The following is a 14,662-nucleotide window of genomic DNA, read 5'->3' as shown; positions in this document are numbered from 1 at the left end:
CTAAATTTGTACTTTATTCATTTCTTGATATGCATCATGAATCTTGTTTCTAACTTCTATCAGATATTGCATAGATAGTTGTGCTTCTTGACCTTTTAACATAACTTCATGCATAGAAACATCTTCGCCTTTTATAAATTTTTCTTTCATATTATCCGCTGTCACTTGTTGAAAATTAACTTTGTCTATAGTATCTATTATTACATCTTCGAAATTCTTTTTTTCTTCTTTATTATTAAGGTTTAATGGTTTTGTTTCTCCAATCAAATTATCTAACTTTGCACCTTGCATTAAATTGTTGATTTGTGTAATTGGCATAATTTATCCCTACTTTCCTATTTCCAAAGCTTTCGATATCATAGATTTCTGAGCATTCAGTGTGTCTACGTTAGAATCATATGCTCTTGAAGCTGTTATTAAATCTGTCATTTCAACCAATATATTTACATTTGGATATTCTACATATCCATTTGGTTTCGCATCTGGATGAGATGGGTCATATACTTCTTTAAGAGGTGATTTGTCATCTTCAACAGATGTGACTTTTACTCCTAACATACCTAATTTATTATCATAGTTTTCTTCAAAGGAAACAATTTTTCTCCTATATGCTTCTCCATTTGGACCTCTTGTAGCATTTATATTAGCTACATTTGATGATATGATATCCATTTTCAAACTTTCTGCTGTTAATCCACTAGCAGATATCTCCATTCCACTGAACACACTCATCTTCTAGTTACCTCCCAGTTATTATTGATTTAGTCATTGCAATTTTGCCATTTGCAAAACCTATTAAAGCATTATATTGCAACGTTGTCATTGCTTGCTTTACTTTTTCTTCTTCTATATCCACATTATTGCCATCTACTCTTAAACCTTTTGAATTGTCTGTTTTTTCTTCTATTTTTGGCATGGCATCATTTAATGTTTCTTCAAAAGTTACATAATGTTTTTTGTAACCTTCAGTATTTATATTTGCTATATTATTTGCTATTGTTTGACTTCTTAGATTAGTTGCATCTAGTCCCATTTTTATAATGTCATATGTATTCATACTCACCCCTCCTCAAAATATATTTATTTGCTATATTTAATGATTAAAAAAATGAAGTTGCTATATTACAAAAAATGACTTCTTTGTTCATTTAAATCTATTACAATTCTATTACATTAATATAATAATGTATCATTTTAGTAAGAAATCTAATTTAAGTTCAATTAACTCCAATGAAAATAAAAAAAAATTTTAATATGTATTTAATTTTTTCTTCATAAAGTTACCTTTTTTTGTAAAATAGCAACTTTTTCAGACAGTTTTTCTTTATTTTTTGTTATAATTGGTAAAATATGTTATTATATGTACTTTCTACTGTAATAAAGTAATTTTTCCATAATAAAATGACCGCCAAAAAAGCAGTCACTTCGACTAATCCTAAGTATACAAATATACTTAGGACTCTTTTTGGCAACTGGCTAGCATAGTTTGTATATACAAACCTTAGCCCCTATAGCTTTGCGTCACTAAATTTCTCTAGTTTTGCCTATTTAGTTTTAATTTAAGTATACAATAAATAACAATTTTTTTAAACATTTTTTACTTATATTTTTAATATTTCAATTAATATTCGATATTTATAGCTAAATATCTAGTATAAATTAAAAACTTGTTATTATAAAAAATAAAAACAGCTTAAAATACTTATTCTAAGCTGTTTTTATTTTTTATATAAATGTCTATAATGTAATCAAGTTAGATTCTTCTTTATCCCATTCAGGAGAGAATTTATTTCCTATTTGTATAAAAGAAGACCTTTTATTCCAATTAGCAAATGAAGATTGATAACATACCTTACATGAATCATTCATATTTATACTATTAATATTTCTTCTGCAGTCTTTATATTCCAAAGAATTCCACATTTCTTCAAAAGTTTTATATCTGTCAATATGAAACAACTTTATAGGTGTAGACATACATGAACGTACAAATCCATCTGAACCTAAGAAAAAGTCTCTCCATGTTGTAAAACAATCCTTATGTAGTTTTTCACATGCACTATCTTCACCTTGTATATGAGGTAACTTAAGAATAATATTTAACTCATCTGCTAAAACCTCTGCTTCTTCAAATACCTTTTTAACCTCATCTTGGCAATCATATAAACTCTCATCATGCATATTTTCATCAAACACAGTTAGATATACCACCTTAAGCTCTTGTAAACCTACCCTTTTAGCTAATTCAACCATTTTGGGTATCTCATACAAATTAGACTTCATTGCTGTAAAAACAAAATTCATATGTGGCCAATTTATCCCTCTTTTAATCTTCTCATCTGCTATATGTTTAATATTTTTTATTATATGATTAAAATCAGCCCCTGATCTTATATTGTCATTAATCTCTTTAGACGCCCCATCTAGACTTATAGCTATAATGTCAGTTTCTGTATTGAAGATATCATCAAATAGTTTATCCAATTTCATACCATTCGTACAAAAATATTTTCTAAGACCATTTTTCTTTGCCCAATATAAGAAATCAACGAAATTTGGATGTACTGTTGGTTCTCCCCATCCCATTAAAGTTACTTCCTCTACTTCATTTAATATATTCTCAAATTTTTCAGTCCATTTAAAATCAAAAACTGTTGCTTTGAACTCTGCTGAATTTCTTCCACACATAATACAATTTAAATTACAAGCATTTGTAAGTTCAAATACTAACCTTCTAGGTTTAGCTTCTAGATTGATAGCCTGATTATATGCCTCGCTTTCATTCAAATTGCTATTCTTTTTCTGTAACTCTGTTAAAGAGTTTGTTTGTTTTAAATCAATTGTTTTAGCTCTCAATATACTCATATTGATATACCTCTTATTTCTATGTATTTTACCATATCTTCCAAAAAGCTTTATTTTCTTTCCAAAGAGAATTAAGATTGTTCATATCTCTTTCATTATCCATACATGCCCACAGACCTTCATGCTTGTAAACTGCTATTTCTCCATTTTTAGCTAGATTTTCAAATAATCCATACTCCAAATCACACTCATCATTTTCTGTAAGATATTTTAATAGTTCTTTATTAAATACCATATATCCACCATTTATTAATCCCTTTGATGTTTGTGATTTTTCTTCAAATGATTTAAGTACATCTCCCTCTGCGATAAGTTCACCAAATCTAGCAGGAGGTCTTACTCCAGATATTGTAAGCAACTTTCCAACTTTATTATGAAAATGTATTAATTTATTTATATTTATATTTGCTAGCCCATCTCCATATGTTAATAAATTTATATCTTCTTCAAGATATCTCTCTATTTTCTTTAATCGTGCTCCTTTTTGAGATTCTATACCTGTATCAACTAATGTTACTTTCCATTCACTTTCATCATGATTATTATGAAATTCTATTGAATTACTTCCTATATTAATTGTAAAATCATTATTTCTACTATCATAATGTAAAAAATAATCTTTTATAACATTTGCTTTGTAGCCAAGACATATGATAAATTCTTTTACTCCATAATACGAATATATTTTCATTATATGCCATAATATCGGCTTCCCTCCTATTTCAACCATAGGTTTGGGAACTATACTAGTAATATCTCCAAGTCTACTACCATATCCTCCTGCTAAAATAACTACTTTCATATTAAAATGCCTCACTTAATTATAATATATAAAAATTTAAGAATAGAATTTTTTATTACAGATATATATCATAGATAAATAGAATTTCTCTAGGATAATGTTAAAACTTATATTTTTGTTCTCCATTTATTAGACTTACTTTAATCTTATGTTTATCTAATAAAGTCTTTATTTCATCCTCATAATTCCAATTCATTACTATAATCTTATCTATCTTTCTCATACATATATCTTTAAAAGAAACTATTTCATGTCCAGTTCCTGGTATAAATTTATGTTGCTTATTTTCATTTATATCAATAACACAATCAATAAATTTATGTTGTGGATCTATGTTATTCAAAAATGTAACTCCCTTAGCTCCCGCGCCCCATATTGCTACCTTACTTTTTTCTGATTCTAAGTAATGTTTCCATCTCTCCGCCTGTATTCTTATATTTTCAGCATAATCAATAGCTATATTTAAAATATCATTTTTTATATTCTCGCCTCTTACCTTGCATATAGCATATAAGTATTGTCCTTCAAAGGTATAGTTTATCTCTAATATATCAAATCCACATTCCTGTAATAACAAATTTAGGGATTTTTTATTAAAATATGAACAATGCTCATAAAAAAAGTCATACAGTATATTATTTCTTAGTATCCACTCTACACATGGTGTTTCAATATAAACTATAGAGTTTGGAGAGTTTACTAGCGCTTTCTTGATTGATTTCATTATATCTTTAGGGTTTTGTATATGCTCTATGACATGTCTGATAAAAACACAATCTGCAGATATATATGTGCATGTATCATCATAATATTTTTTTTCAAACATTAAGTTCCCATCTAACATGACAGTTTCTCCTACATAACTTGGGTCAAATCCATAGCCTTTTCCTTTAGATATTTCTATAAAAGTTTTGAGAAATTCTCCTTTTCCACATCCAACTTCTATAGCTACTTTTTCACTTAAATTATATTCTTTAATTAGATATGATATTATTTCATTAATATGACTTTGAAATCTAAATGAATTATACTGTGTATTATCATAAAAATCATCATATTGTACTTTATTTGAATCAAAACTAGTATTAAAAATAAACTCACAATAACTACATAAACCTAGTATTAAATCACCTGTTATATCATTTATAGCAATGTCTCTATTGTCAAATATAAAATTTTGATGTATAGGAACATTTTTTCTACTAAGAAAAATATTAATATTTTCTGAACCACATATAGGACATCTCATAAAAATTTACCCCACTAAAATTTTGTATACTATCTAGATTATTATACTTATTTATGATTATCTTCCATATTCATTTAAAACCACATTATTTATTAATTAGATAACGTAATATATTCAGCAAATGTTGGAAGTTTATTATCTTTACTAGATATAATTGGATTAATTTTATTCCAATTTATATTCATAGAATCCCATTTTATTCCACCTTCATTATTTGGAGAATATGGAGATGATAATTTATAAATAACCATTGTATTCTCTTCTAGAACTTGATATCCATGAGCAAACCCATTTGGTATATATGCTATGTTTCTTTTTCTAGAATCTATATTAAAACAAACATGTTCACCATAAGTAGGAGAATCCTTTCTGATATCAACCGCCACATCTAGAATACTCCCTGAAACACAATAGATAATTTTGCTTTGTGCGAAAGGTTCTTTCTGAAAGTGTAAGCCTCTTATAGTTCCTTTCTTCGATGTTACAAATAAATCTTCATTGAAAAATTCCTCTATACCTAAGTTCTTAAAAGTTGGATAATGATATGGCTTTATTGTTATTCCTCTACTATCTTCAAATATATTTGGTATTATTTCAACACAATCCTTTAGTTTAGTCTTTATGATGTTATACATAATTAACCCTCCTAATAATCAGTTCTTTCTATCTCTAACATACATTTTATTCCTTCATACAAACCTATTATATCTTCATTTTCTAAAATATTTTCATTATTAATATGAACTTTCATTATCTCTCGTTTTCTATATGGTCTTTTTCCCCAATTTATATCTAATTTTTTGCCTACAACACACTGAAATATGTCCACAACTTCTTTCAATGAATATATTTCTTTTGGTAGTGCAAAAAAAGTTTTACATTCTTTGGGACTCATATTTTGTATTTTTTCCATTGCAATTAAGTATGCTTTTATAACATCTTCTATGTGAAGCAAACCCAATTCTTGCTCTCCACTAGACATATCTAATGTTTTGTTATTGAAGTATATATCCTTTAGTAAATTCATAATTTTAGGTCTTGGGTCAAAAGGCCCATATGTATCAATCAATTTTATTGTTATAATACTCATGTTTGTTGCCTCAGCATAATACTTACATATGTCTTGAAAGGCTTCTTTAGTTGCTGCATATAGATTTACAGGATTATAATTTTCACCATTATAATTTTGCCAGTGTGTCCCTGTATTTATAAAATATCTCACATTTGCCTTCGAAGCTACATCTAATACTTGAGTGGCAAATAGAATATTACTATTTATAATTTCATCTAATTGTGAAAGTAAGTGATCTCCTAAGAATAATGATGCTAAATGTATAACTATATCTGGATTTATACTATTTATAATTTCAGATAAATTAGATATCTCTCCATTAAATCTATATATATTTATATAATCTTTAAATTCATTTATTAAATTTAGATTAGAATCTGCTCTTACTATAACATGGACATCATATCCTAATTTATATAGTTTTTTTGCTAGACAAGATCCAATATATCCACTACCACCTGTCAAAAAAATTTTGTTCAATCCATTAATCATAACTAACTATATCCTTTTTCAAATTTATTAATATCAATAATAAGTTAAATAAGTATAAATTTTCATCTAATATTATATTATTTAGATACCTTTTTTATCTTCAATATATATTCGCTAATATATAGTCTCTCTCTTTGTTCTGCTGAGATATTACTGTCATCTAGTAATTCTTTAACTTTTTCTTCTATATCATTATTAAAATTATACGAGTTAAAGTTTATGCTTTCTATATACAGACCACAATTATTTAGCTCATTATTAAATATCTCTATATTAACATTTTTCGAATCCTCATTCCATGAGTTAGAAATAACATTTTTTATTCTTAAAAATTCAGTTATATCAGAATTATTTTTTAACTTCAGTATAATCTTCCCTTCGTCATTTAATACTTCATATAGGTTATTAAGCAAGTCATACATATCTTTATATGAGTTTAATATTTTTCCGACTACAATATAATCAAAATTCTTACTTCTATAATGTTTATGAAAATATTCTATGCGGTCAACAACCACATTTTCACATATAGTTTTTAAGTCTAACCAATATTTCGCCTCTTCTGAAAAAGCTGCCAGATTTACATTAGAAGCTCCTTTTTCCAATAATTTATTCTTTATTTGCAATATAGTTACACCACAGCTTGTGTCAATCCCTAAAACACTATATTCTCTATTAAATATTGTATCTGCTTTAACCATTGAAACCATTGTATAATCAAAACTAATAGCATCCACTATATCAATGTGATACTTCTCCTTAAAAAACTTTGGACCTTTTATTCTAGAGATACTATCAAAATTACTACCCTTATCTACTTTTTCCCCAATATTACATACAAATGTATCTGTGCAAGCAATTACTTTATAACCACCTCTTCTTGCTCTAAATGAAATATCAACATCTGATGTGTGGTGTACATATCCATAATCATATATACCAATAACATCTATACATTCTCTTTTGAATAATGTTGCTACTGTATATAAATCAAATATTTCATACCATTTTCTAGGATTAGAAATATTATATAACTCTGCTTTACTTTGCATATCATCCAGATCTTTATACTCTACTTCCATTTTATATTCTAAAGGCGCATGATTACAAGCAGGATGAACTATTCCTATTTTAGAATCAGATTCTGCACATTTTATCATATTTGAAAGCCAATTTGTTGTTACAACTACATCATTACATACAAAAACAATATATCTTCCACTCATTTCTCTAAATGCTGTTGAGAAAGAATATCCAACTCCAAAATTCTTAATGACCTTAATTATTTTTTTTCTAGAATAATTTATTGACTTAAAATATTCATATGTACCATCACTAGAGCCATTATCAAACAATATTAGTTCATAATCTATGTCATTAGTATATTTCAAAATACTTTCAACACATCTTTTAGTATATTTTTCTAGATTATTATATCCCAATACCCATATACTTACTAATGGGTTATCTCCTTCCTTTAATTTATTTATATTTTCTCTAACTTCATACATATTATCAAAATCTTCTAATTTCTTTGGCAGTTTTTTATGAAAATTATTATCCAAGATTACTTTTCCATATTTATCTTCAATAAATATATTATCTTTCTTATAGATTTCTTCAAATTCTATATTTATGGAATTATATACTTCAGTTATTAAATCTTTTATATGTAACTTTTCATTTCTATCAATAATATCCAAAAGATGATTGTACTCATCAATTGATTTATCCCAATCGTGATTTTTATAGTATGCATGTGCTAAATTATAATATATATCTATATTATCTTCTTTTAGCATTGATTTTGCATATTCTAATAAATTTATAGCTATATCATATTCATTCATTTGCATAGCTAGTATAGACTTCATATTAATAAATTCTATATTGTTACAAAATCTGTCGTTATAATAATATAGCGAATCTAATGCTTCTTCCAGTGAATTATTTTTTATTAATTCCTCTATACGACTTAGTACATCTACATCACTCTTAAAATATTTTATCAATGTATCTCTAATATCAATCATAAAATTTTTCATATTTATTCTTGATTTATTTATAATATTTATTGTTAATTCATTTTCTTCATACTCATATGTAAAATTATTAATTTTATCTTTCAAAGTACTATTATAATCATAAATTTGAAGACTTCGATCAAATATAGATACAATTCTCGCTTTTTTTATTTCTAATTCTGAAATTAGTCGTTTTGATAACTCCCTTAAATGTTCTTCTTCTATTATAAAAAAAATATCTGCAAACCCAATAATATTTATTATGTTTTTATATTCTGCAATTAAATCAACTTTGTTATTTAATAAATAATACTCATCTTCTGAAAATTCTTCTTTAAAACTCGAACTCTTATTATCGCAAACTTGTAAAATACGAATATTGTTACCACTTGTTTTTAAATCTCTATTAATTTGTTTTACAATATCATTAAAAATATCATTTTTAGATAATTCTCCTATTACTATATCTACAACCATATGGTTTAATTCTCCTAACATTATAATTTAATCAAATATTTTTATTCTATCTTCTAAATTAAAGATATATTTATAGAAGTTCTATTTAAAGTAATGTCTCCAAGGAATGATAAAGTAGTAATCTATACCAATTGTAAAGTATGTTTTTATCTTCCTTTATCATATGCTCATATTTATTAGTCATTATTACAAATGCCTGTATGGCTTTTTGAGGTTGTTTTGAAATGCTATCACTTTGGACATATGTTTTAACTAGAACTTTATCCACAAATGACACTTTGTAATTTATAGCCATCCTTATTATTAAATCCCAATCTTGAAATCTAGGTAAATGTTCATCAAATTTTTGTTTTTCAAAACACTCTCTTCTTCCAAACATAGTAGATGTACCAATAAAATTACCACACATAAGTTCATATAATATTATTTCTTTATTTATATTTCTTCCAGGAAATACACCTGATAATTCATTATTATCAATATAAGAAGAACATCCTATTATATCCACACCTATATTTTCTAGATACTTAATTTGTGTTTCAAGCTTATCTGGCATCCATTCATCATCACTATCCTGAAATGCAATATATTCGCCCATACTATTTAAAATACCTGTGTTCCTAGCTACATTGGCACCTAAATTTTCATTATGTTTTATGTATCTTATCCTTTTATCATCTATATATTCTATTATTTTTTGTGTATTGTCAGAAGAATTATCATCGACTATAATCACTTCTATATTTTTATATGTCTGATTCAAAACACTATTTACAGAACGATAAATTGTTTGTTCTCTATTATAGGTTGGTATTATCACTGAAATTAATGAGTTATAATCCTGTTCACCTTTAACAAAAATATCATCATAATTATTATTTTTTTCTAATAATAAGTTTATTTTATTTATTAATTTATCCTTTTCTCTATTACTTGAAATATGTATTATTTTTCCATATATTTTTATAGCATCATCAATTCTATTAACTTGTTCATATGCATAGGCTAAGTTATAGTATATATCTAAACTTATTTCATCAGAGATGTGTAATGAATATTCTAAATTGCTTATTGCTATATCGTAATCTTTCATATTAATAGCTAAAATTGATTTTAAATTTATAAATTCTACATCATTTTTAAATCTATCATCATAATATTGAACAATTTCAAGTGCATATTCTATATTATCCTCATGTAATAAGTTTTTTATTTTCTTAATTATCACATCTTTTTTATCAGAGAATTTTAAAACAATACTTTCAAACCTATCAACAACATTTTTTACTTTAAACTTATTAACTGAATTTATACATACATTCTTTGAAGGTATCTTTATTCTTCCTTGTTGTAAGTCATTCAATATACTATATAGTTCGCTATAATTATTTTTATCAAACAACCATCCATTAATTCCATTTTTAATTATATCTTTTGGACCATCACATTTACTAGAAATTACAGGGATGCCTCTTCCCAATGCCTCTACTAAAACTAAACCAAACCCTTCTTCATCTGATGTTAAAACCAAAGCTGTCACTGATTCTATATAATCCCAGGGCTTATCTAGCCATCCATACCATTCTATGCAATCATCTATATTTAAATCTTTAGATAAGTTTTTTAATTTCTTTTCATCTGGACCATTTCCTATGATTCTCATCATCCATGGCTTATCTAACAATGAGAGAGCTTTAAACAATATATCTATTCTTTTTTGATTATTTTCAAGCCTGCCTATATACACTAATTCTAATTTTTCTTTATTTGAACTAATTATATCAAAAGAATCTATATCAACAGGATTTCCTACATAATATACTTGACCTTTAACATAAGACTTTATTTTTTCTTCTATGTGTTCAGAAATTGCCAAATGAGCATTACTATAATTAAGATTTTCTCCTCCACCATAATATTCTGGTGCACCATGAATCCAAGATATAATAGATGGTTTGCTATCTCCTAAATGCATTACTGCTATATTGCTTATTAAGCTTAATATTGGAGCATGAGTTGCAATTATAATATCAGGGATTCCAATAGTATCAATTATACGTCTATATCCTAATGCTAAACTAAATTCATCATCCTCTTCTATATTACTATTGATACCATAAATATACATTTCTGGTATAGTATTTTTCCATTCTATATATTTGGGTTCATAAGCTTGAAACACTCTCACTCTATACCCCTTATTTATTAACTCATTGCTGATAGATGTTATAACCTCTTCCAATCCACCTCTACCATTCGCATAAGCTAAAACTATATCTATAATCATATTTCAGTACTCCTTATCAAGTTAATTATAAGTCAAATGTTTCTTCCATTTTATCCAAAATAATATTTGTAGAATAGCAATGAACTGATTGTCTAGCATTCTTTTGCATTTCACATAATTCATAATAGGATAAATTTAATAATTGTGTAATTTCTTCATAAAATGACTCTGAATTACACACCTTTGCTAAATATCCATTGTATCCATATTTTATAATTTCCTCTATTCCCCCACATTCAGTGGCCACAACTGGTATACCTCTACTTAATGCTTCTAAAATAACCATCGGAAATGCCTCATGTTCTGAACTAAGTAATAATGCTTTTTTATAATTTATATGTTTCCATGGATTTCTTACATATCCTTTCATCTTAACTTTATCATTAAGGTCTAATTCATTTATTATACATTCTATATATTTTTTATCTGGTCCATCTCCATAAATATCTAAAGTCCATTCAGTATCTAATTTAGAAAGAGAGGTAAATAGTATATCAAATCTCTTTGTATAATTTTCTAACCTTCCAATATAAACAAAATTATTTTCAAGTGATATATCAAGCATATCTACATTTATATCTATAGGATTTGGAATAGAATAAATATATTTCTTATTAATTAATCTCTCTAGTTCATATGTTAAGTTAGTAGAAATAGACCAATGTATATCTGCATGCTTTAAATACTTAGATGAATTTCCGAATAATTCCAAGGAGCTATGCATCCAAGAAATTACTTTTACATCTTCATACCCAACAACCAATCTAGAATATAAAACAGTTATTGGCATGTGAGTTCCTATTATTATATCTGGCTTACCTAAATCTATTAAAATTCTGTTTATTCCTTTTACTTTTGATAATATTGAATCAAGATCATTTCTATTCTTACAGTCTTCATAATTATTATAATAATAGACATTATGTAGATTAAGTTCCCATATATCATCATCACTTTTATTTGGTAGCAAAACTACTACAATATATCCCCTTTTCTCTAATTCATTCACAACTTTAGTTACTACTGTCTCGACTCCTCCTTGGCCACTCAAGTGTTCAAGAACAAAAAATATTTTTTTTATCTTAGACAAACTATACATATTTCCTCCAAATACACTAAAATATATACTTTAATTTTTGCATATATTAATTTATAATTAACATTATTAAAGTGAGAAAATGCAATTACCTTTTTAATACTTATAATGTAACTATTAGTTTTCATAACTACTCACTTCTTTTAAATACTTTATATTATACATAATATCATCATTACTTATATCCAATGAAAGTGCTTTTTTTAAATAAAATTCTGCCTCTGAATACTCTCCAGACATTATATGTATTATTCCTTTTATATTCAATATTTCAGAATCCTCTCTAAATGACTGCAAATAATTGTCAATTAAATCTCTTGCTTCAATTAAATTTCCTTTTTCTATAACTTGCTTTATACTATTTATAAAATCTACTTTTAGTACATTAAGTTCTATATTTTGATTTAATTCATATTCAAAATCTTTTATTATAAGTTTTATAATTCTATGGTAATATGGATATTCATTCAATAATTCTTTTAATTTTCTTAAATAAATTATTTTATCACTATCCTTATAGTCTATAATACTATTAAATTCTATAACAAATTTGTCCATTTCATTAGATAGATATGTTAATAAATCTGCATAATCCAAATTTGCATATATATATTTTATATATATACTAGAATACATAATATAGATATAAAACAACTCTTTATATTTATCATCAGTTAAAATGTTATTTTCCAAAATTATTTTAGTAAATACTCTGTATACTTTTACTTCATCTATCTCAAAAGTATTCTTTTGTCTTAAAATATACTTATATAATTTCAAGCTAAATTCTTTATCATTCATAACGCAATATCTTACATATCTCTCAACCCATCTGTAATCCATATTCAAGAATATATCCAATAAATCTATATTATTTAAACATGCAATATTTACAATAGGTGCATATATATCATTTTTTCCTTTTTCTAAAATATATTTACATTCATCTAAAGATATTTGATTTAATAATCTTATATTATTAAATCTTCCATATGTCCCTTCTATGGAACCTAGTATTTTATAAATATCACTTTTTTCATTTTCTCTTACATTCTTCAAAAAAATTTCTAAACTATTATAAAAGCTATTTTTTTCAATTACTGATTTTTTTAACTTATCATAATACTTATTTATCAAATTAAATTTATTTAATTTATAAAGTGACATAAACAAGCTAAAATAGATGTCTTTTCTTTTTTCTTCATCTATAATATTTTCAAACTCTTTTATCACTAAATCATATTTTTCAAGATTATAATAGATTTTTATTAGAGTTATAGTTGCATTATCTTTCAGACTTACAGTATCTGTATCTGAAAATAGACTATTAGATTGAGTACTCATTTCATAATTGTCAACTAAGTAGATATATCTTTTATATGAATCTAGAGCATACTCATACTTACCTAAGCCAACTTGGGCTTGAGCTAAGTAGTAATATATATCTATATTATTTAAATCTTTCTCTATATATTTTAAACATAATTTTTCACATTTTTTATTTTTTCCCAAAAATAAATATACTTTTGCTAAATTAGATGTTAAATAGCCTGGCATTAATCCTATATTCTTATACGAAACTACACTTTTTTCTAAATAAAATAATGCATCTTGATAATTTTCTAATATAATAAAATTCTTGCCAAGTTGATAATTTGTATATGGATTTTCATTATTTTCGCTTAACTGTTGAAATAGAAGTTTTTCATTTCTTTTAACTTTGTTTAATCTGACTTCTTCATCTTCAAACATATACCCATAATGATCAAATTGAGCTACATTATGAAATACAGGTTCTTTATATAATGGCTGCTCATGAACTTTGCCAATAAATTTAAAATCATTATTTTTAAATAACCTTAATACAGATCCATATCCGTAAGAATCTTTTTCCATAGAATATATATTTTTTAATTGTATTGATGCTGAATTAAAAGTTTTATGTAAATCACTATCAAAAAAATCAATTAGTTTTGTACAATCTGTTAGTATCTCATCAGCATCTAATACAAAAACCCAATCCCCTTTAGAATATAATATAGACTTATTCCTCATACTAGAAAAATCATCATCCCATTTGTGAAAATAAACATTTTTAGTATAATTTCTTGCTATATTGATAGTATTATCAGTTGATCCAGTATCTATTATTATAAGTTCACTATCTATTGAATCCATTAGTATTTTTAGAGAGTCTAACATCTTTGTTAATATCTTTTCTTCATTTTTGACAATCATTACTATACTCAACAACATAATTATCTTCCTTTCAGTATACCTTTATCATAAAATTATAAA

General features: G+C 25.6%; 12 protein-coding genes and 1 riboswitch. All 12 genes read right to left on the bottom strand.

Translation table 11 applies throughout. From position 1 onward, the window contains the following. Complete coding sequence (gene fliE, locus Q3287_RS15455; protein WP_054268807.1) at positions 1-318, bottom strand: flagellar hook-basal body complex protein FliE; 318 nt, start codon at positions 316-318, stop codon at positions 1-3. Between the two features lie 9 nt (positions 319-327). Continuing rightward, entirely contained in the window at positions 328-732 is a 405-nt protein-coding gene (gene flgC / locus Q3287_RS15450) for a flagellar basal body rod protein FlgC (RefSeq protein ID WP_054268806.1), read from the bottom strand. Between the two features lie 7 nt (positions 733-739). Beyond that, a complete protein-coding gene (gene flgB, locus Q3287_RS15445; RefSeq protein WP_054268805.1) occupies positions 740-1,057 on the bottom strand; it encodes a flagellar basal body rod protein FlgB in 318 nt (105 codons plus the stop codon). 407 nt (positions 1,058-1,464) lie between these two features. Next, a riboswitch (cyclic di-GMP riboswitch) is annotated at positions 1,465-1,555 on the bottom strand. Between the two features lie 182 nt (positions 1,556-1,737). Then, on the bottom strand, positions 1,738-2,865 hold the full coding sequence (locus tag Q3287_RS15440) for a radical SAM protein (RefSeq protein ID WP_284181549.1): 1,128 nt from the start codon (positions 2,863-2,865) through the stop codon (positions 1,738-1,740). A 28-nt stretch (positions 2,866-2,893) separates the two neighbouring features. Next, positions 2,894-3,667 (bottom strand): glucose-1-phosphate cytidylyltransferase, encoded by a 774-nt coding sequence (gene rfbF / locus Q3287_RS15435; protein WP_407811998.1) that lies wholly within the window; start codon positions 3,665-3,667, stop codon positions 2,894-2,896. Between the two features lie 100 nt (positions 3,668-3,767). Next, a complete protein-coding gene (locus Q3287_RS15430; protein WP_407964374.1) occupies positions 3,768-4,916 on the bottom strand; it encodes a class I SAM-dependent methyltransferase in 1,149 nt (382 codons plus the stop codon). A gap of 92 nt (positions 4,917-5,008) precedes the next feature. Then, positions 5,009-5,551, bottom strand: a complete 543-nt coding sequence (rfbC, locus tag Q3287_RS15425) for a dTDP-4-dehydrorhamnose 3,5-epimerase (RefSeq protein ID WP_407812000.1) — start codon at positions 5,549-5,551, stop codon at positions 5,009-5,011. An 11-nt stretch (positions 5,552-5,562) separates the two neighbouring features. Further along, positions 5,563-6,480, bottom strand: coding sequence for an NAD-dependent epimerase/dehydratase family protein (locus Q3287_RS15420; RefSeq protein WP_407812001.1), 918 nt, complete (start codon positions 6,478-6,480; stop codon positions 5,563-5,565). Between the two features lie 77 nt (positions 6,481-6,557). Further along, complete coding sequence (locus Q3287_RS15415; RefSeq protein ID WP_407964373.1) at positions 6,558-8,981, bottom strand: glycosyltransferase; 2,424 nt, start codon at positions 8,979-8,981, stop codon at positions 6,558-6,560. An 85-nt stretch (positions 8,982-9,066) separates the two neighbouring features. Continuing rightward, a complete protein-coding gene (locus Q3287_RS15410) occupies positions 9,067-11,268 on the bottom strand; it encodes a glycosyltransferase (RefSeq protein ID WP_407812003.1) in 2,202 nt (733 codons plus the stop codon). 25 nt (positions 11,269-11,293) lie between these two features. Continuing rightward, entirely contained in the window at positions 11,294-12,367 is a 1,074-nt protein-coding gene (locus tag Q3287_RS15405; RefSeq protein ID WP_407964372.1) for a glycosyltransferase, read from the bottom strand. Positions 12,368-12,481: 114 nt separating this feature from the next. Beyond that, positions 12,482-14,620 (bottom strand): glycosyltransferase, encoded by a 2,139-nt coding sequence (locus tag Q3287_RS15400; RefSeq protein WP_407812005.1) that lies wholly within the window; start codon positions 14,618-14,620, stop codon positions 12,482-12,484. Positions 14,621-14,662: the final 42 nt, after the last annotated feature.

Origin of the sequence: Clostridioides sp. GD02404 (assembly GCF_045898275.1) — a bacterium.
In the GTDB taxonomy this organism is placed as follows: Bacteria; Bacillota; Clostridia; order Peptostreptococcales; family Peptostreptococcaceae; genus Clostridioides; species Clostridioides difficile_A.
The sequence above is the reverse complement of the archived record's forward strand: the minus strand, read 5'-3'. Positions and strand labels throughout refer to the sequence as shown.

What these genes read in the sequence shown, in the direction of transcription:
- Q3287_RS15430 (WP_407964374.1), bottom strand. Translation starts at nt 4,916, where the DNA reads ATGAGATGTCCTATATGTGGTTCAGAAAATATTAATATTTTTCTTAGT.
- flgC (WP_054268806.1), bottom strand. Translation starts at nt 732, where the DNA reads ATGAGTGTGTTCAGTGGAATGGAGATATCTGCTAGTGGATTAACAGCA.
- Q3287_RS15440 (WP_284181549.1), bottom strand. Translation starts at nt 2,865, where the DNA reads ATGAGTATATTGAGAGCTAAAACAATTGATTTAAAACAAACAAACTCT.
- Q3287_RS15415 (WP_407964373.1), bottom strand. Translation starts at nt 8,981, where the DNA reads ATGGTTGTAGATATAGTAATAGGAGAATTATCTAAAAATGATATTTTT.
- Q3287_RS15420 (WP_407812001.1), bottom strand. Translation starts at nt 6,480, where the DNA reads ATGATTAATGGATTGAACAAAATTTTTTTGACAGGTGGTAGTGGATAT.
- Q3287_RS15410 (WP_407812003.1), bottom strand. Translation starts at nt 11,268, where the DNA reads ATGATTATAGATATAGTTTTAGCTTATGCGAATGGTAGAGGTGGATTG.
- Q3287_RS15400 (WP_407812005.1), bottom strand. Translation starts at nt 14,620, where the DNA reads ATGTTGTTGAGTATAGTAATGATTGTCAAAAATGAAGAAAAGATATTA.
- flgB (WP_054268805.1), bottom strand. Translation starts at nt 1,057, where the DNA reads ATGAATACATATGACATTATAAAAATGGGACTAGATGCAACTAATCTA.
- rfbC (WP_407812000.1), bottom strand. Translation starts at nt 5,551, where the DNA reads ATGTATAACATCATAAAGACTAAACTAAAGGATTGTGTTGAAATAATA.
- Q3287_RS15405 (WP_407964372.1), bottom strand. Translation starts at nt 12,367, where the DNA reads ATGTATAGTTTGTCTAAGATAAAAAAAATATTTTTTGTTCTTGAACAC.
- rfbF (WP_407811998.1), bottom strand. Translation starts at nt 3,667, where the DNA reads ATGAAAGTAGTTATTTTAGCAGGAGGATATGGTAGTAGACTTGGAGAT.
- fliE (WP_054268807.1), bottom strand. Translation starts at nt 318, where the DNA reads ATGCCAATTACACAAATCAACAATTTAATGCAAGGTGCAAAGTTAGAT.